Origin of the sequence: Citrobacter amalonaticus (assembly GCF_018252635.1) — a bacterium.
Lineage (GTDB): Bacteria > Pseudomonadota > Gammaproteobacteria > Enterobacterales > Enterobacteriaceae > Citrobacter_A > Citrobacter_A amalonaticus_E.
On sequence record NZ_JAGTXM010000002.1, the window covers coordinates 135,586 to 156,851 of the forward strand.

The window sequence follows — 21,266 nt, forward strand, 5'->3', positions numbered from 1 at the left end:
CATCTCCCGCGGTGCAAACGGCGGGAAGGGAGCTTTAAGCATGTCGGATGAAAAATTTGATGCCATCGTCGTCGGTGCTGGCGTAGCGGGAACGGTGGCGGCGTACATCATGGCAAAAGCCGGACTCGATGTTCTGATCATCGAACGCGGTAATAGCGCGGGCAGTAAAAATATGACCGGGGGTCGCCTCTACGCCCATGTGATAGAGCGCATTATGCCCGGATTTGGCGAGAAGGCGCCCGTTGAACGCAAAGTCACCCGCGAGAAAATCTCGTTTATGACACAAGAAAGCGCGATCACGCTGGATTACCATCGCGAACAGCCGGATGTCCCTGCTCAGGCATCGTACAGCGTGTTGCGCAACCGCCTCGATCCGTGGCTGATGGAGCAAGCCGAAGAGGCGGGTGCGCAGTTTATCCCCGGCGTGCGCGTGGACGCGCTGATTCGTGAAGGCAACCAGGTGACAGGCGTACAGGCTGGCGATGATATTCTCGAAGCCAACGTGGTGATCCTCGCCGATGGCGTCAATTCAATGCTGGGTCGTTCGCTGGGAATGGTACCTGCCTCGTCGGCGCACCATTACGCCGTCGGTGTGAAAGAGTTAATTGGCCTCTCCCCGGCGCAAATCAACGATCGCTTTAACCTGTCCGGAAATGAAGGCGCGGCCTGGTTATTCGCCGGTTCCCCGTCAAACGGCCTGATGGGCGGCGGATTTCTCTATACCAATCGCGACTCCATTTCCCTGGGGCTTGTTTGTGGGCTGGGCGATATGGCCCATGCGCAGAAAAGCGTGCCGCAGATGCTGGAGGATTTTAAACAGCACCCCGCCGTTCGTCCGTTGATTCAGGGCGGCAAACTGCTGGAGTACTCGGCGCATATGGTGCCGGAGGGCGGGCTGGCGATGGTACCGGAACTGGTGGGCGACGGAGTGATGATTGTCGGCGACGCCGCGGGCTTTTGTCTGAACCTCGGCTTTACGGTACGCGGAATGGATTTAGCCATCGCCTCTGCCGAAGCGGCGGCGCACGCCGCGATAGTAGCCAAAGAGCGCAAGGACTTCTCTGCCCGCACTCTGACGGAATACAAAAGCGAGCTGGAAAAAGGGTGCGTTATGCGTGATATGCAGCATTTCCGCAAGATGCCGGCGCTGATGGAGAATCCACGCCTGTTCACCCAGTACCCGCGAATGGTGGCGAATATCATGAATGACATGTTCACCATTGATGGCAGCCCGAATCAGCCACTGCGCAAAATGATCCTGTCACATGCAAAACAGGTCGGTCTGATGAATCTGCTGAAAGATGGCATTAAGGGAGTCACGACACTATGAGCCAGGAAAATCGCGTTAACGTCGACGTCAAACTTGGCGTCAATAAATTCCATGTCGATGAAGGCCATCCGCACATCATTCTGGTGGCAAACCCGGACAGCAACGAGTTTCAAAAATTGCTGAACGCTTGCCCCGCCGGGCTCTATAAGCAGGATGAGGCAGGTACGATTCACTTTGATTCCGCAGGCTGTCTGGAGTGCGGAACCTGCCGGGTACTGTGTGGTGAGACGATCCTCGAAAAATGGGAGTACCCAGCAGGCACGTTTGGCGTGGATTTCCGCTACGGCTGAAACAACGGATGGACACCAATGCCGGAGAGTGACGCCAGGCGTCTTATCCGGCCTGCAATCTTCTTACTACCCATTTGATTGACCGGGAACCTCCGATGAGTGTCACATTAACGTTTGACGCCGGGCGGCGGGACGCATACCGCAAACTTGGCTTTTGGGGCGATGCCTCGCTGGGAGACTACTGGCAACATACCGCGCGCAGCGTGCCAGACAAAATCGCCGTCGTGGATAACCGCGGTACGGCATTCACCTACGCTGCGCTTGATCATGCGGCAAGCTGCCTTGCAAGCTGGATGCTGGCGAACGGCATTCAGCCCGGCGACCGCGTCGCTTTTCAGCTTCCCGGCTGGTGCGAATTTACCGTTATCTATCTCGCCTGCCTGAAAACCGGCGCGGTATCCGTTCCCTTGCTGCCCGCCTGGCGCGAAGCCGAGCTGGTGTGGGTGCTGAACAAGTGTCAGGCAAAACTGTTTTTCGCCCCAACCGTGTTTAAGCAGACGCGTCCGGTCGATGTGATCTTGCCCCTGCAAAACCAGTTACCGCATCTGCAACATGTTATTGGCGTCGATAAACTGGCGCCGGCTACCACCTCGCTCGCCCTCAGTCAGATAGTAGCGGACAACGAGCCGCTTGCCCGTCATATTCAGGTTCACGGCGACGAACTGGCCGCCGTGCTGTTTACCTCTGGCACCGAGGGGCTGCCGAAAGGCGTCATGCTCAGCCACAACAATATTCTCGCCAGCGAGCGGGCCTATTGCGCACGTCTGAATTTGACCTGGCTGGACGTCTTTCTGATGCCAGCGCCGCTGGGACACGCCACCGGCTTTTTACACGGCGTGACGGCACCGTTTCTGATCGGCGCACGCAGCGTGCTGCTGGACATTTTTACCCCAACGGCCTGCCTTGATCTGCTGGAGCAACAGCGCTGCACCTGTGTATTAGGGGCGACGCCGTTTGTGTACGATCTGCTCTGTACCGTGGAGCAGCAGCCTGCCGATCTCTCTTCGCTACGTTTCTTTTTGTGCGGTGGGACGACCATTCCGAAGCGTATTGCTCGCGACTGCCAGCAGCGCGGCATTAAACTGCTCAGCGTCTATGGTTCGACGGAAAGCTCACCGCATGCGGTAGTGAATCTCGACGATCCGCTCTCCCGCATGATGAATACCGATGGCTACGCGGCAGCAGGTGTGGAGATCCGCATTGTTGATGAAGCGCGTAACCCCTTGCCACCAGGCGTTGAAGGAGAAGAAGCATCACGCGGGCCGAACGTATTTATGGGCTATCTCGATGAGCCTGAGTTAACCGCCAGGGCACTGGATAGCGAGGGCTGGTATTACAGCGGCGATCTCTGTCGGATGGACGAGGCGGGCTACATCACGATCACCGGCCGCAAGAAAGATATTATCGTTCGGGGTGGTGAAAACATCAGCAGCCGCGAAGTGGAAGATATTCTGTTGCAACACCCGCGCATTCACGACGCCTGCGTCGTTGCCATGCCGGATGAGCGGTTAGGTGAACGCTCGTGCGCCTATGTCGTGTTGAAAGCGCCGCATCATTCACTGTCGCTGGAAGAAGTGGTCGCCTTCTTCAGCCGTAAACGGGTGGCAAAGTATAAATATCCGGAGCATCTTGTGGTGGTCGAGGAATTGCCCAGAACCGCATCCGGTAAAATTCAGAAGTTCCTGCTGCGTCAGGATATCATTGCGCGATTAGACGCGGCGCAGGCTGTGGGATAACTTGCCGGATGGCGGCGTACTGGGGCATTGCGGGTGTCTGTATTGCCGGATGACGGCGCATCGCCATCCGGCATACAGGAGAAGCGCTGTAGGCCTGATAAGCGTAGCGCCATCAGGCATCACATTACTTCTTCAGTTCAGCCAGGCTCAACCAGGTCTGGACAACGGTATCCGGGTTCAGCGACAGGCTGTCGATCCCCTCTTCCATCAGCCAGGCGGCAAAATCTTCGTGGTCAGACGGCCCCTGACCGCAAATCCCGACGTATTTACCCTGTTTCTTCGCTGCGCGAATCGCCATCGATAGCAGCGCTTTCACCGCCTCGTTACGCTCATCAAACAGCTCAGATACCACGCCGGAGTCACGATCCAGACCCAGCGCCAGCTGTGTCATGTCGTTAGAGCCGATCGAGAAGCCGTCAAAGTATTGCAGGAACTGTTCAGCCAGCAGAGCGTTGGACGGGATCTCACACATCATGATGATCTTCAGACCATTCTCGCCGCGTTTCAGCCCCTGTCGCGCCAGCTCTTCCACTACCGCTTTTGCCTGCTCAACGGTACGCACAAAGGGGATCATGATTTCGACGTTAGTCAGTCCCATCTCGTTACGTACGCGTTTAACCGCGTCGCATTCCAGCGCAAAGCAATCACGGAAGCTGTCCGACACATAGCGCCCGGCGCCACGGAAGCCCAGCATCGGGTTCTCTTCGTCTGGCTCGTAGCGCTCACCACCCACCAGATTCGCGTATTCGTTCGACTTAAAGTCGGACAAACGCACAATCACGCGTTTCGGCCAGAACGCCGCACCGAGGGTGGCGATCCCTTCCGTCAGGCGACCCACGTAGAATTCACGCGGAGAATCAAACCCTTTCATCATCTCGCGGATTTCGTTTTGCAGTTTGGCATCCTGGGAGTCAAACTCCAGCAGGGCACGCGGATGGACGCCAATCATACGGTTGATGATGAATTCCAGACGGGCCAGGCCAACGCCTTCATTCGGCAGACAGGCGAAGTCAAACGCCCGGTCCGGGTTGCCGACGTTCATCATCACCTTCAGCGGCAGATCCGGCATGGTATCGACACTGGAACTCTTAACGCTGAAGTCGAGCAGGTCGGCATACACGTAGCCCGTATCGCCTTCTGCGCAGGAAACGGTGACCTTCTCGTCATCCTTCATGCGCTCAGTGGCATCACCGCAGCCCACTACGGCCGGGATCCCCAGCTCTCGCGCGATAATGGCGGCGTGACAGGTACGCCCGCCACGGTTAGTGACAATCGCCGCCGCTTTTTTCATGATCGGTTCCCAGTCCGGATCGGTCATGTCGGTGACTAACACGTCGCCTGGCTCAATGCGGTTCATCTCGCTGATGTCGTGAATAACTTTTACCGGACCCGCGCCGATGCGGTGACCGATAGCACGCCCTTCCGCAATGATTTTACCCTGCGCGTGCAGCGTGTAACGCTCCATCACCTGGCCGCGAGAACGCACGGTTTCCGGGCGCGCCTGGACGATGTACAGCTTGCCGGTATGACCGTCTTTCGCCCACTCGATGTCCATCGGACGACCGTAGTGTTTTTCAATCTGTACCGCCTGCTTTGCCAGTTCCTGCACTTCGTCGTTGGTCAGGGAGAAAATATCGCGGCTTTCCTGCGGTACATCTTCAATCGTGACCTGTTTGCCGTGCTCCTGTGTCGGTGCATAGACCATGCGGATTTTTTTCGAGCCCATCGTGCGGCGCACGATCGACGGACGATTGGCCGCCAGCGTCGGTTTATGGACGTAGAACTCATCCGGGTTTACCGCACCCTGAACCACCATCTCGCCCAGTCCCCACGCCGAGGTAATAAATACCACCTGGTCAAAGCCAGATTCAGTATCGATAGAGAACATCACGCCAGAGGACGCCAAATCGGAACGAACCATCCGCTGAACACCCGCCGAGAGCGCCACGCCACGGTGATCATAGCCCTGATGAACACGGTAGGAGATCGCACGGTCGTTAAACAGTGATGCGAACACGTGCTTCACGGCGACCAGGACGGCATCAAACCCCTGGACGTTGAGAAAGGTTTCCTGCTGACCGGCAAAAGAGGCGTCCGGCATATCTTCCGCCGTTGCAGAAGAACGCACGGCGAAAGACGCATGTTGATCATCCGCTGAGAGCTGCGCGTAGGCATCACGGATGGCATTTTCCAGCTCGGGCTGGAAAGGAGTGTCGATAATCCACTGGCGGATCTGCGCGCCGGCCTTCGCTAACGCGGTGACATCGTCAATATCCGTCTGATCCAGCAGTTCATAGATGCGCTGGTTTACACCGCTCTGGTCCAGAAACTGGTTAAACGCATCGGCGGTTGTGGCAAAACCATTCGGTACCGATACACCCATACCGGAAAGGTTAGTAATCATTTCACCCAGGGAGGCATTTTTGCCCCCAACTCTGTCTACATCATTCATGCCGAGTTGGTTATACCAAAGCACCAGCGGTGACGAGCCATTGTTGGACATCGAACAATCCTTTTGTGATAAATGAACGAGTTTAGGAAACGCTTAATTACGTATTTATCTTTACATATTTAAACCGCTTAAAAAAACGGTGAATCGTTCAAGCAAATAGTTTTTTTATTTTTTCGGACAGTTTACCCATTTGCGCAAACCCACGAGTGGCGGGCGATCCCCACAAAATGTGTCGGTATAAACATTTGTTCCAGAAAATGAAATGCACTTTTCACAAAATATAAAAATACCATTTCATTTTCAAAATAAGCGTTATTTTCTACGCTTCAGAGTAATTTTAATTTATGCTTTCAGAGAATTATGACTGACTTTCAGGGTGTGAAAATGGATAATGCTGTAGATCGTCACGTATTTTATATTTCCGATGGAACAGCAATTACCGCTGAGGTGTTGGGCCATGCGGTGATGTCACAGTTTCCCGTCACTATCAGCAGCATTACGCTGCCGTTTGTCGAAAATGAGAACCGCGCCCGTGCCGTTAAAGACCAGATCGACGCCATTTTTCAGCAAACCGGCGTGCGTCCCCTGGTGTTCTATTCGATTGTGTTGCCGGAGATCCGCTCCATCATTCTGCAAAGCGAAGGCTTCTGTCAGGATATCGTACAGGCGCTGATCACCCCATTGCAGCACGAAATGAAACTCTACCCCACGCCAATTGCCCACAGGACTCACGGACTGAATCCGGGTAACCTGAACAAGTACGATGCGCGAATCGCTGCCATTGATTACACCCTTGCCCACGATGACGGTATTTCGTTGCGCAACCTCGACCAGGCGCAAGTGATTTTGCTGGGTGTCTCGCGCTGCGGCAAAACGCCCACCAGCCTCTATCTGGCGATGCAGTTTGGCATCCGGGCGGCGAACTATCCCTTTATTGCCGACGACATGGACAATCTGGTTCTGCCTGCCTCGTTAAAACCCCTGCAACACAAGCTGTTTGGTCTGACGATTGATCCTGAACGTCTGGCCGCCATCCGCGAGGAACGCCGGGAAAACAGTCGCTATGCTTCCCTGCGCCAGTGCCGTATGGAAGTGGCTGAAGTCGAAGCGCTCTATCGCAAAAACCAGATCCCATGGTTGAACAGTACCAACTATTCGGTTGAGGAGATTGCCACTAAAATCCTCGACATCATGGGACTCAGTCGACGCATGTACTAACAAACTAGTTCACGAGTTCTGTTTTTTTGTTATCATACCGTTCTGCCGCGAGGTGTGATCCATCTCGCACTTGAAATCAGCAGGGATTGGTTTAAGGTTGTGCCCATCACTTCCCGGTACCTCTGCCGTAGAAGCCACAAATTTCTGAGAATTGTCATGAACAGAACCGATGAACTGCGTACCGCGCGTATAGACAGTCTGGTTACGCCCGCGGAACTTGCGCAACGGCATCCTGTGTCGTCCGCCGTCGCCAGCCACGTTACCGACTCCCGACGCCGGATAGAAAGAATACTGAATGGTGAAGACCGCCGCTTGCTGGTTATTGTCGGCCCGTGCTCCATTCACGATCTCGATGCCGCACTGGAGTATGCCACACGCTTACAGACGCTGCGTACTCAGCACCAGGCGCGCCTGGAAATCGTCATGCGCACCTATTTTGAAAAACCACGTACCGTTGTCGGCTGGAAAGGTCTCATTTCCGACCCGGATCTTAACGGTAGCTATCGCGTGAACCACGGTATTGAGCTGGCGCGTAAGCTGCTGTTGCAGGTCAATGAGCTGGGCATCCCGACCGCCACAGAATTTCTCGATATGGTGACCGGTCAATTTATTGCCGACCTGATCAGTTGGGGCGCCATTGGTGCGCGAACCACCGAAAGCCAGATCCACCGAGAAATGGCCTCGGCACTTTCCTGCCCGGTCGGCTTTAAAAACGGTACCGACGGAAATACCCGTATCGCCGTTGACGCAATCCGCGCCTCCCGCGCCAGCCATATGTTCCTCTCGCCTGATAAAACCGGTCAGATGACCATTTATCAGACCAGCGGCAACCCGTACGGTCATATCATTATGCGCGGAGGGAAAAAACCGAACTACCATGCTGAGGATATTGCTGCAGCCTGCGATACACTGCATGAATTTGATTTACCAGAACATCTGGTCGTCGATTTCAGTCACGGCAACTGCCAGAAGCAGCATCGCCGTCAACTGGATGTCTGTGATGATATTTGCCAGCAAATCCGTAACGGATCGACAGCCATCGCCGGCATTATGGCGGAAAGCTTCCTGCGAGAAGGTACGCAGAAAATCGTCAGCGGGCAGCCGCTGGTTTATGGTCAGTCGATCACCGATCCTTGCCTTAACTGGGAAGACACTGAACTGCTGCTGAGCAAACTGGCCTCGGCGGTAGACAGCCGCTTCTGACCGGTCGCCCATCCGTTCAGGGTGGGCATTTTCTCTTCCCCTTTTCGCAAACTACCACATTTAATACTTGTTGTTACCACGCACATTATTGATAATAAAAATTATTGTTAAATTAATTATTATTAATAAATCGTGATACCCGTATGGATAACATTGAGCCACCCCGCCTTAAGGAACGAGAAAATGCAGCTCTCCCGCCTGCCCCTGTCCGCAAGATCAGCAGTCAGAAACTGTTAGGTGATGACGGTAAGGTGATTATCGATCACAACGGTCAGGAATACCTGCTGCGTCAAACGCAGGCAGGTAAACTCTTACTGACCAAATAGCGCTTTAGCTTGAACAGCTGACTTCCAGGCGCTTTCCCCAGTCAGGCGGACGCTGGCTGTAATCATCATCGCGTTCGCGGAAAGGCTCCCGCAGCACGGCATGCAGACGATGCAGTTCGCTCATGTCGTCTTTTTCCGCCGCAGCTATAGCCCGCTGCGCCAGCCAGTTACGCAGCACCACGGAAGGATTGGCGCTTTGCATTAGAGACTGACGCGCAGCATCGCCAACTTCATCGCGCTGCAAACGCGTTCTGTAACGAGAGAACCAGTCATCAAAGGTGGCACGATCGATAAATTCATCGCGCAGCGGAGAGGCGGCGCTCTGCTGTTCTGTTGCGCTTAGCATGCGGAAAGTGCGGGTATAGTCACTGTGCTCACGGGCCATCAGGCTGAACAATTCGTTCAGCAGGTCGTTGTCCTCTTTTTGTTCGGTCATGAAGCCCAGTTTCTGCCGCATCCGCTGACCGTAGCGCGTTAGTAATGCTAGCTGGTAACCGTCGAGGGCCTCATTCAGCGCCGCAGCGGCGATAAAAGGCGACAGGCTTTGCGCGAGGCGCTGAAGATTCCACAACCCTACCGCAGGTTGGTTGTCAAAGCTGTAGCGCCCCTGGTGGTCAGAATGATTGCAAATGAAGCCAGGCTCATAGTCATCCAGGAACCCAAAGGGGCCATAGTCCATCGTCAGCCCGAGAATCGACATGTTATCAGTGTTCATCACCCCGTGCGCAAACCCCACGGCTTGCCAGTCGGCTATCAATGACGCGGTCCGCGCGACCACGTCGCGAAACCAGAGAATATACTTATCGTCGTCTTGCTGGAGATGCGGCCAGTAATGACGAATCGCGAAATCCGCCAGCTGTTGCACTTTTTCCGGCTCGCGACGGTAATAGAAATGCTCAAAATGGCCAAAGCGCAGGTGGCTTTGTGCCAACCGCATCAGCATCGCCCCCGCCTCGACCGTTTCACGGTAAACCGGCGTTTCGCTGGTGACAATCGTCAGCGCCCGGGTCGTCGGTATGCCAAGATGGTGCATTGCCTCACTGGCGAGGCTTTCACGGATCGTAGAACGCAATACCGCGCGACCATCGCCCATGCGCGAATACGGCGTCAGACCGGCGCCTTTCAGGTGCCAGTCCATCGTGCTGCCATCTGCAAGTAACTGCTCACCGAGCAGAATACCGCGCCCGTCGCCCAGTTGCCCCGCCCAGACGCCAAACTGATGGCCGCTATAGACCTGCGCCAGTGGAGACATCCCCGGCAACAACGTTTCACCGCCCCAGACGCCCGCCGGGCTGTCAGGATGAAAAAGTGAGTCGGGAATACCCAACTGTTCGGCAAGCGCATCATTGTGCCAAATGAGTCGCGAGTGATTCAGCGGTGTGGGCGACAGTGCGGTAAATGTTGCTGGCAGTTCATCGCGCCAGCGGGCTGTAAAAGACAGGGTCATAGGGCCTCCTGCCTGTAGTGTAGACGGTTAATACCGTCATAAACACCAGCAAACAGAAAGGTTATCCGTGGAGTAATTGGGTGATCTGATTGGCCGTGACGGCAGGCCACAGCCCGCCCTGCATAGCGCTAAAACCAAATGGCGTCACACGGGTCAACATCGCCTCGCTGTCAATACCGGCGATCATCAGCGATTCACAATAGGGAGACACTTGCGTAAGGATAGCGCGCATGAACGGTTCGAAGGAAAGACGCGTAGCCCGGCGGTGGACAAAATTACGGTCCAGGATAATTCGTTTAAATAACCCATCGAATATGGCTTTGTTAGCACTTTCCCCTGCGCCGAAATTGGCCAGTACCAGAGGAAAACGTTCGGCCAGGGCATTCAGCGTTTTATTCTCTTTGCCTTCAGACAGTTCGGGAAAATTCTCATTTATCATGAGTTCGAGAAATGAAAATCGCTTAACAGCAGCAACGCACTCACTATTCGTTAATAATAGCGGTACAACTGCCGGGGTTATATAAATCCAGGCGACAAGTTTATGCTGAATAAAAAAGTGTTGGCACGATTCAAGCTGGGCCAGTTTTTCGATAAATAGCTGGCACTGTTCTTCAGGAGAAAGTCGCGGAAGCACCAGTTCTGTCGGGATACGAACCTCACCATCATCACTGACAAAGTTTGCGATGACACTTAAACCGATAAGTTTCTGTTGAACATTCCTGGCAGGCTGAAAATAGAGTTCAGAATGATAGACATTATCCAGTGAAACATTCATCACGGCAGTCCCACGTACAGGGAGTGATTCGGCAACCTATTACACAGGATGTCGTCGTCCATCTTTTTTAATGCCAGAAGGAAAATGTTCATGTTGTCCTTTTCACCCGGATCCCCGGTTCCTTAGTATTCAGCTTATCCTGATTATAAACGCTTATCCAGCATTGTTCTTATTTCGTCAATAAAAGCGCGGGAAACACTCAATCAGAAATAATGCCCGGCGACTAAATCCGTCTCGCCTGCCAAAAATTTTTCCGCCAGTAGACATTATCCAGCGACGAGCGCATCACGCCACGGCTGGTCGACGCATGAATGAACTGACCGTTGGTATCATAAATACCCACATGTAAACCGCTCTCTCCGGATCCGGTTTTGAAAAACACCAGATCGCCTGGCAGCAATTCATCTTTATCGATTTCCGTCCCCAGTTTTGCCTGTTGACGGGTTTCACGCGGCAGTTGCAAAGAGAACTGATCGCGCATAGTCATCAACACAAAACCAGAACAATCCACGCCGCCGCGACTCATGCCGCCGTAACGATAGGGTGTCCCGCGCCAGGTCTGGAGCTGATCATTTAGCCCGGCAATCACGGCGATGGAATCAGAGAGCCGGGCATTGGGCGGCGGCGCTCGATGGCTACTACATCCTGCTAACAACAATGCTGTGCAAAAAAGAAACCAGAAACGCATTCAGACGAATCCTCTGTATTTTCTGTTCTTCACCCGATAGAGCGGGTATTTACGCAGGTTTCAAAAAACCATTTCATTTAAGTGGTTGATATAATCATTCTGTGACCTTCTATGTCAAGACGCCGGAAGTGCAGACCATACGCATGCGCTAAATGCGCTGGCGTCAGCACTTCATCTCGCGGACCGCTGGCGAGCAGTTTCCCCTGTTTGAGCAACCAGGCCCGGTGCGCGTGGCGTAAGGTATGATTCAGGTCGTGGCTGCTCATTACGATGGCAATTCCCTGCTCACACAAGCGGTTAAGAATGCGATCCAGCGCATTTTGCTGCGCGACATCGAGGCTGTTCATGGGCTCATCGAGTAGCAATAACTGCCCCTGCGGGTTGGTCTCTGGCGCGATTTGCAGGATCACGGCGGCAAGACGAACGCGCTGCCATTCCCCTCCAGAGAGTGCTTTCGCATTGCGTCCGAGTTTATCCGCCAGCCCCAGCGACCCGGCCACTGCCGTCAACTGCTCGGTGCGCGTTTTGTCTGCCTGATGCAGCATCAGGAAGTGCCATACCGGCATCGCGAAGGGCGGGTTTTGCTGTTGCGCCAGATAAGCCCGATGGCGGGCAAGTTTGGCTGCGGGCCATGACGCCAGTTCAGTGCCCGCCAGAGTAATGGTTCCCACCCCACTGGTTAGCCCCGCCATCCGCGCCAGCAGCGTGCTTTTCCCGGCACCGTTCGGCCCGACCAGATGCAGGATCTCCCCTGCCCGAATCTCGCCGGACAGAGGCCCTAACCGGGTCGATTCGGCAACATCCTGTAATTGCATCAGTGTCGACATTATTTAGCCAACGCGAGTTTGATACTTTCCATCACGATGGGATCTTCCGGCGTCATATCCGGTGAAAAACGCTGTATCACCCTACCATCGCGGCCCACGAGGAATTTCTCAAAGTTCCACAGAATATCGTCCGGATAAAGTGGCGCGCGCCCTTTGCTGGCCATTCGTTCATAGAAACCGCTCCCTTCAGGGGCTACTGCCGTCGGCGCCGCGTCAATCAGCTTCTGGTACAGCGGGTGACGTCCTTCTCCGTTCACATCAATCTTGCTGAACATCGGAAAGGTCACGCCCCAGGTGGTTGCACAATACGTTTTAATCTCGTCTTCGCTGCCGGGCTCCTGCCCAAGAAACTGATTGCAGGGAAAACCCAGAACGGTAAAGCCACGATCGGCCCACGCTTTCTGGATATTTTCCAGTTGCTCATATTGCGGAGTGAGGCCACATTTTGACGCCACATTCACCACCAGCAGCACATTACCGGCAAATTTATCGAGGGTCGTCACCTCGCCATCAATTGTCGTTACTTCAGTGTTCAGAATCGAGTCTTGCATAGCCTCTCCAGGATCGTGAGTGTTTCAAATACCAGCTTCTAATCATAGACCGTCTTATCGGACCTAACGTCCTGCTTTGAGTAGCAGCCAGATAAAGACTGGCGCGCCGAGCGTCGCGGTGACCACGCCAATCGGCAACTCCGCAGAGGCCAGCGCCAGGCGAGCCGCCACATCCGCCAGCAGCAGCGCAATGGCTCCCGCCAGCGCACAGCCAGGTAACAGAACGCGATGGTCCGTTAAGCCGCACAGCCGCAAAATATGAGGGATCACCAGACCAATAAAACCAATAGCCCCCGCCAGCGCCACGCTGACGCCGACCATCCATCCGGTGGCAACCACCAGCAGGTTACGCCAGAACCACAGGGGAAGTCCCAACTGTCGGGCAGAGGTTTCCCCCAACGCCAGCATGTTCATTGCCTGCGACTGACAGCAGATCCAGATTAGCACCGGAATCAGGGCCAGCATCAGCCAGGACTGCTCCCAGTTGACGCCACCGAATCCACCCATCATCCAGTACATCAACTGACGCAGATCGAATGAGGTTGAAAAATAGATGGCCCAGGTCATCAGGGCGCTACAAATAATCCCCAGCGCCACACCGGCAAGCAGCAGACGACTGGTCGAAAGATGACGGCGGGCAAAACGCAAGAGGATAAGAGTGATGACCAGCGCACCGGCAATCGCACACAGCCCGAGCGCCCAGTGCGGCAGTATGCCCTTCCCCAGCAGCACGGCGGCGATCAGTCCCACCCCCGCGCCGTTGGAGACGCCGAGCAAACCAGGTTCCGCGAGCGGGTTTTCAAACAACGCCTGCATCACAGCGCCGGACAAGGCCAGCGCCGCCCCCACCAGCAGAACGGCCAGCGCGCGCGGCAGGCGAATTTGCCAGACAAAGAGTTCGCCACGCGGCGTCAGCCAGTCAGCAGGCGCTATCCACTGCTCTCCGGCGCACAGGCTTAACAACAGTGTCAGTAGCATCAGTACCGACAGGCTCAGGATCCAGCGCACATGTTGTCGCTGTTGTTGACGGGCAAAAGTCAGCATGATTTCCGTTCAACTGAAAAGGATGTCATTGATTCTACGGTGCGATATCTCCGCAGAAAAGAAAAAAGGCCGCAAAAGCGGCCTTTTTGGTTAGATCTGATTACTCATCTTTGGGCGAAGCGTTTTCGACTCGGCTCTTTAACTTCTGTCCGGGTCTGAAGGTCACCACGCGCCGTGCTGTAATGGGAATATCTTCGCCCGTTTTCGGGTTACGTCCCGGACGTTGATTCTTATCACGCAGATCGAAGTTACCAAAACCAGAGAGTTTTACCTGCTCACCGTTTTCCAGAGCACGACGGATCTCTTCGAAAAACAGTTCGACCAGTTCTTTGGCATCCCGCTTGCTAAGCCCAAGCTTATCAAACAGATATTCTGACATTTCAGCTTTTGTAAGCGCCATAGGTTCAATCCCTCAATGATGCCTGGAATCGCTCTTTTAATGCCTCTACACATTTGGCGACGGTAGCGGCAATCTCCTCTTCTTCGAGTGTACGGCTGGTATCCTGAAGGATCAGGCTAATGGCGAGGCTCTTATACCCCTGCGCAACACCCTTACCACGGTACACGTCAAATAAGTTTACGCCAACTACCTGATTTACGCCAACTTTCTTACACTCGGATAAAATATCGGCAGCGGGAACGTTTTCGGCGACGACCACCGCGATGTCACGACGGTTTGCCGGGAAGCGTGAAATCTCGCGCGCCTGAGGCACCACGCGGTCTGCGAGCTTGTTCCACTCCAGTTCGAACACCAGAGTACGCCCATTGAGATCCAGCTTACGTTCCAGCTCAGGATGAACAACACCAATGAAACCAATGCGTTCACCTTTCAGATAAATCGCTGCAGACTGGCCCGGATGCAGTGCAGGATTGACCTCTGCTCGGAACTGAATGTCGCTAAGCTTACCCGTCAGATCCAACACCGCTTCCAGATCGCCCTTCAAATCATAGAAATCAACGGTCTCTTTTGCCAGGTCCCAGTGCTCATCGTAGCGGTTACCGCAAATAACCCCTGCCAGCATCAGATCCTGACGAATGCCCAGATTGGCCTGGGTATCCGGCACAAAGCGCAGCCCGCTTTCAAAAATACGTACACGGTTCTGCTGACGATTCTGGTTATACACCACCGTTGCCAGTAACCCCGTCCACAGCGACAGGCGCATTGCCGACATTTCGCTGGAGATCGGGCTTGGCAGCAGCAGCGCCTCTTCACCCGGATGAAGCAACTGCTGCACTTTCGGGTCGACGAAGCTGTAAGTAATGACTTCCTGGTAGCCTTTGTCATTCAACAGGGTTTTCACACGTTTCAGCGACAGATTCGCTTCACGGTGCGTCCCCATGATCAGACCCGCCTGGATCGGTTCATCAGGGATGTTATCGTAGCCATAGACGCGGGCGACTTCTTCGACCAGATCTTCTTCAATTTCCATGTCGAAACGCCAGCTCGGCGCAACCGCCTGCCACTCGCCTTCACCTTCGGTAACGTCGCAACCCAGACGACGCAGAATGTCGCTCACCTGCTCATCGGCAATGTGATGACCAATCAGGCGATCCAGTTTGCTACGGCGCAGCGTAATGGTCGCACGCTTCGGCAGCGTGGCTTCATCCGTCACGTCGATAACCGGACCGGCTTCACCGCCACAGATGTCCATCAGTAGACGGGTGGCACGTTCCATCGCTTTGTATTGCAACGCAGGATCCACACCACGTTCATAACGGTGAGACGCGTCGGTATGCAGGCCATGACGGCGTGCGCGGCCGGTAATTGACAACGGGTTGAAGAAAGCACATTCCAGCAGCACATTTTGCGTTTCATCGTTCACGCCAGAATGCTCACCACCGAAGATGCCACCCATCGCCAGCGCTTTATTATGATCGGCAATCACCAGCGTATCCGCGTTAAGCTTCGCTTCCGTGCCATCGAGCAGCACCAGCGTTTCGCCCTCTTTTGCCATGCGAACGACAATCCCGCCTTCGATACGGTCTTTGTCAAAGGCATGCATTGGCTGACCCAGTTCAAGCAGCACATAGTTGGTCACGTCAACCACGGCATCAATGGAGCGAATACCGCAACGGCGCAGTTTTTCTTTCATCCACAGCGGCGTTGGCGCTTTCACGTTGATGCCTTTCACCACGCGGCCAAGATAGCGCGGACAGGCGTCGGTGGCGTCTACAGTAATCGGCAGGACATCGCTGATGGTTGCCGTTACCGGCGTGATTTCCGGCTCTGCCAGCGGCGCTTTGTTAAGCACCGCCACATCACGGGCGACACCGATGATGCCTAAGCAGTCAGCACGGTTAGGGGTAACGCTGATCTCAATGGTGTTGTCGTTAAGCTTCAGATACTCGCGAATGTCGGTACCGATCGGCGCATCGGCCGGCAGTTCAATAATGCCGCTGTGATCGTCAGAAATACCGAGTTCAGAGAAGGAGCACAGCATGCCTTCAGATGGCTCGCCGCGCAGCTTAGCTGCTTTAATTTTGAAATCGCCCGGCAATACGGCACCGATGGTGGCCACCGCCACTTTCAGCCCCTGACGGCAGTTTGGCGCGCCGCAGACGATATCCAGCAGACGCTCACCACCGACGTTAACTTTCGTTACGCGCAGTTTGTCCGCATTAGGATGCTGACCGCATTCAACCACTTCACCCACGACGACGCCGTGAAATGCACCGGCGACCGCTTCAACACCGTCAACTTCCAGGCCTGCCATGGTGATTTGATTCGACAGCGCGTCGCTATCGATAGCCGGGTTAACCCACTCGCGTAACCACAGTTCACTGAATTTCATTGTTTTATCCTGCCTTTATTTAAACTGTTTGAGGAAACGCAGATCGTTTTCGAAGAACGCACGCAGGTCAGTCACACCGTAACGCAACATGGTCAGACGCTCCATCCCCATCCCAAACGCGAAACCTGAGTAGATTTCCGGATCGATGCCAACGTTACGCAAAACGTTTGGATGCACCATGCCGCAACCCAGCACTTCCAGCCACTTACCGTTTTTACCCATCACGTCCACTTCGGCAGACGGCTCAGTAAACGGGAAATAGGAAGGACGGAAACGAATCTGCAAATCTTCTTCAAAGAAGTTACGCAGAAAGTCATGCAGCGTCCCTTTCAGATTGGTAAAACTGATGTTGGTATCCACAATCAGACCTTCCATCTGGTGGAACATCGGGGTATGCGTCTGATCGTAGTCGTTACGATACACACGACCCGGCGCGATAATGCGAATCGGCGGCTGCTTTTCTTTCATCGTACGGATCTGTACGCCGGATGTCTGAGTACGCAGCAGACGCGTTGCATCAAACCAGAAAGTGTCATGATCGGCACGGGCCGGATGGTGACCCGGAATATTGAGCGCATCGAAGTTGTGGTAGTCATCTTCGATTTCCGGGCCGGTCGCAACGGTAAAGCCAAGCTCACCAAAGAAACTTTCAATACGGTCAATGGTACGGGTAACTGGATGCAATCCGCCGTTTTCAATACGGCGACCCGGCAGAGAAACATCGATAGTTTCCGCCGCCAGACGCGCATTCAGCGCAGCGTTTTCCAGATCGGCTTTACGCGCGTTGAGCGCCTGCTGTACCTGCTCTTTCGCTTCGTTAATCACCGCACCGGCTGCAGGACGCTCTTCAGCAGGCAGCTCGCGCAGAGTCGTCATCTGAAGGGTCAGGTGTCCTTTTTTGCCCAAATATTCGACGCGCACATTGTCTAACGCGGCAACATCTGACGCCTGGTTAATGGCCGCCTTCGCACTGGCTACCAGTTCTGCGAGATGTGACATGGTTTTCCTCATTGTGTCGGTGAAGACACCGGTTCGTTGAACGTAATCTCTCGATTTCGGGCACAAAAAAAGCCTCCATCAGGAGGCTTTTTTGCGCTGTTTTTCGTTTCTTCTTTCACGCGCTAGCCTCCCGGAGTCAGGTGCTAAAGTAAAAAAAGAAGCGGAAAATAGCAGCATTCATGCTTGCGTTACCTTGTGTGGTAAAACCGGAGAACCTTTATTGAAAAGGGTTATGGATAAATTGTCAACTCATTGACGGAACAACAAATAAAAGAGAGGGAGCCAGGCTCCCTCTTTTCACTGGCTTATGCCAGAGCTGCTTTCGCTTTTTCGACCAGAGCGGTGAACGCTACTTTGTCGAATACTGCGATGTCAGCCAGGATCTTACGGTCGATTTCAACAGAGGCTTTTTTCAGGCCGTTGATGAATTTGCTGTAAGAAATACCGTTCTGACGTGCTGCTGCGTTGATACGCGCAATCCACAGTTGACGGAACTGACGCTTACGTTGACGACGGTCACGGTAAGCATACTGACCTGCTTTGATAACGGCCTGGAAGGCAACGCGGTATACGCGAGAACGCGCACCGTAGTAACCTTTGGCTTGTTTCAAAATTTTCTTGTGACGTGCGCGTGCAATTACACCACGTTTTACGCGAGCCATAGTGCTCTCCTGTATCTATTCTGATTTGCCCCCTCTTTCACCACGGTGAAATCGGCTGGCATTAAAAAGTTAAAAAAAACGTTAACGGCTTATGCGTACGGCAGGCACGCGATGACCAGGCCCAGATCGCCTTTGGAAACCATGGCTTTCGGACGCAGGTGACGTTTACGTTTGGTCGCTTTTTTGGTCAGAATGTGACGCAGGTTAGCGTGCTTGTGCTTAAAACCACCTTTACCGGTTTTTTTGAAGCGCTTAGCAGCACCGCGTACGGTCTTAATTTTTGGCATTTTAATAACTTCCACTTCGCATTGTTAATAAATGAAACCCAGGCGAGCAAAACCTGTGAAGCCAAAAGGCTCCACAGGAAATACTACTTGAAGGCCTACTGTTTCTTCTTGGGAGCGAGCACCATGATCATCTGGCGGCCTTCGATCTTCGTTGGGAAGGATTCGACTACTGCCAGTTCACTCAGATCGTCACGAACGCGCGTCAGCACTTCCATACCAATCTGTTGGTGGGCCATCTCACGACCGCGGAAACGCAGCGTGATCTTGGCCTTATCGCCATCTTCCAGAAAGCGAATCAGGCTGCGGAGTTTTACCTGATAATCGCCATCGTCGGTACCAGGACGGAATTTAATTTCCTTAACCTGGATAACTTTTTGCTTTTTCTTCTGTTCCTTAGAAGACTTACTCTTTTCATAAAGGAACTTGCCGTAGTCCATGATACGACAAACTGGCGGTTCGGCGTTAGGGCTGATTTCGACTAAATCTACTCCAGCTTCTTCAGCTTTTTCGATCGCTTCTCTCAGACTCACAATACCCAGTTGCTCGCCTTCCAGACCTGTTAAGCGAACTTCCTGGGCGCGAATCTCGCCATTGATACGATTCGGACGTGCCGTTTGAACTCGTTTTCCGCCTTTAATACCTTATTCCTCCAGTTGTTGAAGACTGCGGCTGCGAATCTCTTGTTGCAGCTTCTCAATCACTTCACTTACGTCAAGGCTGCCCAGGTCTTTTCCGCGGCGAGTGCGAACGGCGACTTTGCCTGCTTCCACTTCTTTATCACCACAGACCAACATATAAGGGACACGACGTAAAGTGTGCTCGCGGATTTTAAAGCCTATCTTCTCATTTCTCAAGTCTGCTTTTACACGAATGCCCGCATTTTGAAGTTTCTGCGTCAATTCGTTAACGTATTCAGACTGTGAATCGGTAATGTTCATCACCACTACCTGAACCGGCGCAAGCCAGGTCGGGAAGAAGCCTGCAAACTCTTCGGTCAGGATACCGATAAAACGTTCCATAGACCCAAGAATTGCGCGGTGAATCATCACCGGCACCTGACGCTCGTTGTTTTCGCCCACATAGGAGGCGCTCAGACGAGACGGCAGGGAGAAGTCCAGCTGTACCGTACCGCACTGCCATGCGCGATCGAGGCAGTCATACAGGGTAAATTCAATTTTCGGACCGTAGAATGCACCTTCACCCAGTTGATATTCAAATGGGATATTGTTTTCTTCCAGCGCAACCGCCAGATCCGCCTCAGCACGATCCCACATTTCGTCGCTGCCGATACGCTTTTCGGGACGAGTGGAGAGTTTGACGACGATCTTCTCGAAGCCAAATGTGCTGTACATATCGTAGACCATACGGATGCAGGCGTTAACTTCATCGCGGATTTGCTCTTCAGTACAGAAGATATGCGCATCATCCTGGGTGAAACCACGCACACGCATCAGACCATGCAATGCACCTGACGGCTCGTTACGATGGCAGCTACCAAACTCCGCCATACGCAGCGGCAGATCGCGGTAGGATTTCAGACCCTGATTAAAGATCTGTACGTGGCCCGGGCAGTTCATCGGCTTGATGCAGTATTCACGGTTCTCAGAAGACGTGGTGAACATCGCATCTTTGTAGTTGTCCCAGTGCCCGGTTTTTTCCCACAGCACGCGGTCCATCATGAACGGCCCTTTCACTTCCTGATACTGATACTCTTTGAGCTTGGAGCGCACAAAGACTTCCAGTTCGCGGAAGATAGTCCAACCGTCGTTATGCCAGAACACCATACCCGGCGCTTCTTCCTGCATATGATACAGGTCAAGCTGCTTACCGATTTTACGGTGATCACGTTTCGCCGCTTCTTCCAGACGTTGCAGATAAGCGCTAAGAGCCTTTTTATCTGCCCAGGCCGTTCCGTAGATACGTTGCAACATCTTATTGTCGCTGTCGCCACGCCAGTATGCGCCTGCGGTTTTCATCAGTTTAAAGTGATGGCAAAAGCGCATATTCGGCACGTGCGGACCGCGGCACATATCGACATATTCTTCATGATGATACAAACCAGGTTTGTCATCATGGGCAATGTTTTCATCAAGAATGGAGACTTTATAAATCTCGCCACGCTTCACGAAGGTTTCACGCGCTTCGTGCCAGCTGACTTTTTTCTTAATGACGTCGTAATTTTTCTCAGCGAGCTCGTGCATCCGCTTCTCGAGCGCATCGATATCTTCCTGGGTCAACGTACGGTCAAGGTCTACGTCATAGTAGAAGCCGTTGTCGACAACCGGACCGATAGCCATTTTGGTATTCGGCCAAAGTTGTTTGATCGCATGACCTAACAGGTGCGCACAGGAGTGACGAATGATCTCCAGCCCTTCTTCATCTTTTGCGGTGATGATAGAGAGCGTCGCATCATTTTCGATCAGGTCTGAAGCATCAACCAGTTCGCCATTAACACGGCCAGCGATAGTGGCTTTCGCCAGACCTGGACCGATGTCCAGCGCAACATCCATGGGGCTTACAGCGTGGTCGTAATGGCGTTGACTGCCATCAGGAAGAGTAATAACAGGCATGTTATGTCCTTATTTGCAGTGGTGACCCATACGCAAGATCACATACAAAGAGAAAATTTATTTGTTTAC

21 protein-coding genes and 1 other annotated feature are annotated in these 21,266 nt (G+C 53.6%); of the genes, 6 read left to right on the plus strand and 15 right to left on the minus strand.

What is annotated here, in order from left to right:
• Nucleotides 1-40: 40 nt before the first annotated feature.
• From KE671_RS05140 to fadK, 3 genes are all read left to right on the plus strand, one after another.
• A complete protein-coding gene (locus tag KE671_RS05140; protein WP_206162027.1) occupies nucleotides 41-1,330 on the plus strand; it encodes an FAD-dependent oxidoreductase in 1,290 nt (429 codons plus the stop codon).
• The gene (locus KE671_RS05145; protein ID WP_206162028.1) at nucleotides 1,327-1,620 is read left to right on the plus strand and encodes a ferredoxin family protein; all 294 of its coding nucleotides are present in this window, start codon (nucleotides 1,327-1,329) and stop codon (nucleotides 1,618-1,620) included. The genes KE671_RS05140 and KE671_RS05145 overlap by 4 nt, the downstream gene beginning before the upstream one ends.
• Nucleotides 1,621-1,715: 95 nt before the next feature.
• Entirely contained in the window at nucleotides 1,716-3,356 is a 1,641-nt protein-coding gene (gene fadK / locus KE671_RS05150; protein ID WP_206162029.1) for a medium-chain fatty-acid--CoA ligase, read from the plus strand.
• Nucleotides 3,357-3,480: 124 nt separating this feature from the next.
• On the opposite strand, the gene ppsA is transcribed toward fadK, so the two are convergent.
• Nucleotides 3,481-5,859, minus strand: coding sequence for a phosphoenolpyruvate synthase (gene ppsA, locus KE671_RS05155; RefSeq protein ID WP_206162030.1), 2,379 nt, complete (start codon nucleotides 5,857-5,859; stop codon nucleotides 3,481-3,483).
• A 333-nt stretch (nucleotides 5,860-6,192) separates the two neighbouring features.
• Between ppsA and ppsR the strand changes: the two genes are divergently transcribed.
• The 3 genes from ppsR (at nucleotide 6,193) to hemP (ending at nucleotide 8,555) form a co-directional block, all read left to right on the plus strand.
• Nucleotides 6,193-7,026: a posphoenolpyruvate synthetase regulatory kinase/phosphorylase PpsR gene (gene ppsR / locus KE671_RS05160; protein ID WP_061077338.1), complete on the plus strand. Its 834-nt coding sequence runs from the start codon at nucleotides 6,193-6,195 to the stop codon at nucleotides 7,024-7,026.
• Between the two features lie 156 nt (nucleotides 7,027-7,182).
• The gene (gene aroH / locus KE671_RS05165; protein ID WP_206162031.1) at nucleotides 7,183-8,229 is read left to right on the plus strand and encodes a 3-deoxy-7-phosphoheptulonate synthase; all 1,047 of its coding nucleotides are present in this window, start codon (nucleotides 7,183-7,185) and stop codon (nucleotides 8,227-8,229) included.
• A 143-nt stretch (nucleotides 8,230-8,372) separates the two neighbouring features.
• Nucleotides 8,373-8,555 (plus strand): hemin uptake protein HemP, encoded by a 183-nt coding sequence (gene hemP, locus KE671_RS05170; RefSeq protein WP_206162032.1) that lies wholly within the window; start codon nucleotides 8,373-8,375, stop codon nucleotides 8,553-8,555.
• 4 nt (nucleotides 8,556-8,559) lie between these two features.
• Here hemP and selO read toward each other — a convergent pair whose 3' ends face one another.
• The 14 genes from selO to thrS all read right to left on the minus strand — a co-directional run bounded on the left by selO (nucleotide 8,560) and on the right by thrS (nucleotide 21,197).
• Complete coding sequence (gene selO, locus KE671_RS05175) at nucleotides 8,560-10,002, minus strand: protein adenylyltransferase SelO (RefSeq protein WP_206162033.1); 1,443 nt, start codon at nucleotides 10,000-10,002, stop codon at nucleotides 8,560-8,562.
• Between the two features lie 61 nt (nucleotides 10,003-10,063).
• On the minus strand, nucleotides 10,064-10,777 hold the full coding sequence (locus KE671_RS05180; protein ID WP_206162034.1) for an EAL domain-containing protein: 714 nt from the start codon (nucleotides 10,775-10,777) through the stop codon (nucleotides 10,064-10,066).
• Between the two features lie 223 nt (nucleotides 10,778-11,000).
• Nucleotides 11,001-11,465, minus strand: coding sequence for a C40 family peptidase (locus tag KE671_RS05185; protein ID WP_206162035.1), 465 nt, complete (start codon nucleotides 11,463-11,465; stop codon nucleotides 11,001-11,003).
• Between the two features lie 77 nt (nucleotides 11,466-11,542).
• Nucleotides 11,543-12,292 (minus strand): vitamin B12 ABC transporter ATP-binding protein BtuD, encoded by a 750-nt coding sequence (btuD, locus tag KE671_RS05190; protein ID WP_206162036.1) that lies wholly within the window; start codon nucleotides 12,290-12,292, stop codon nucleotides 11,543-11,545.
• Nucleotides 12,292-12,843 carry a glutathione peroxidase gene (locus KE671_RS05195; RefSeq protein WP_206162037.1) on the minus strand — a complete coding sequence of 184 codons (552 nt, stop codon included), beginning with the start codon at nucleotides 12,841-12,843 and terminating at the stop codon, nucleotides 12,292-12,294. The genes btuD and KE671_RS05195 overlap by 1 nt, the downstream gene beginning before the upstream one ends.
• 63 nt (nucleotides 12,844-12,906) lie before the next feature.
• On the minus strand, nucleotides 12,907-13,887 hold the full coding sequence (btuC, locus tag KE671_RS05200; protein ID WP_206162038.1) for a vitamin B12 ABC transporter permease BtuC: 981 nt from the start codon (nucleotides 13,885-13,887) through the stop codon (nucleotides 12,907-12,909).
• Nucleotides 13,888-13,987: 100 nt separating this feature from the next.
• Nucleotides 13,988-14,287 carry an integration host factor subunit alpha gene (ihfA, locus tag KE671_RS05205; RefSeq protein ID WP_001229265.1) on the minus strand — a complete coding sequence of 100 codons (300 nt, stop codon included), beginning with the start codon at nucleotides 14,285-14,287 and terminating at the stop codon, nucleotides 13,988-13,990.
• A 4-nt stretch (nucleotides 14,288-14,291) separates the two neighbouring features.
• Nucleotides 14,292-16,679, minus strand: coding sequence for a phenylalanine--tRNA ligase subunit beta (pheT, locus tag KE671_RS05210; RefSeq protein WP_206162039.1), 2,388 nt, complete (start codon nucleotides 16,677-16,679; stop codon nucleotides 14,292-14,294).
• Nucleotides 16,680-16,694: 15 nt separating this feature from the next.
• Complete coding sequence (pheS, locus tag KE671_RS05215; RefSeq protein WP_125368003.1) at nucleotides 16,695-17,678, minus strand: phenylalanine--tRNA ligase subunit alpha; 984 nt, start codon at nucleotides 17,676-17,678, stop codon at nucleotides 16,695-16,697.
• Between the two features lie 62 nt (nucleotides 17,679-17,740).
• Nucleotides 17,741-17,864: a sequence feature (Phe leader region), on the minus strand.
• Entirely contained in the window at nucleotides 17,815-17,859 is a 45-nt protein-coding gene (gene pheM / locus KE671_RS05220; RefSeq protein WP_001386830.1) for a pheST operon leader peptide PheM, read from the minus strand. It overlaps the preceding feature by 45 nt.
• 119 nt (nucleotides 17,865-17,983) lie before the next feature.
• Nucleotides 17,984-18,340 (minus strand): 50S ribosomal protein L20, encoded by a 357-nt coding sequence (gene rplT, locus KE671_RS05225; protein WP_000124850.1) that lies wholly within the window; start codon nucleotides 18,338-18,340, stop codon nucleotides 17,984-17,986.
• A gap of 89 nt (nucleotides 18,341-18,429) precedes the next feature.
• Entirely contained in the window at nucleotides 18,430-18,627 is a 198-nt protein-coding gene (gene rpmI, locus KE671_RS05230; RefSeq protein ID WP_001124225.1) for a 50S ribosomal protein L35, read from the minus strand.
• A gap of 95 nt (nucleotides 18,628-18,722) precedes the next feature.
• A complete protein-coding gene (infC, locus tag KE671_RS05235; RefSeq protein ID WP_043000875.1) occupies nucleotides 18,723-19,265 on the minus strand; it encodes a translation initiation factor IF-3 in 543 nt (180 codons plus the stop codon).
• Between the two features lie 3 nt (nucleotides 19,266-19,268).
• Nucleotides 19,269-21,197 carry a threonine--tRNA ligase gene (gene thrS, locus KE671_RS05240; protein WP_042319370.1) on the minus strand — a complete coding sequence of 643 codons (1,929 nt, stop codon included), beginning with the start codon at nucleotides 21,195-21,197 and terminating at the stop codon, nucleotides 19,269-19,271.
• Nucleotides 21,198-21,266: the final 69 nt, after the last annotated feature.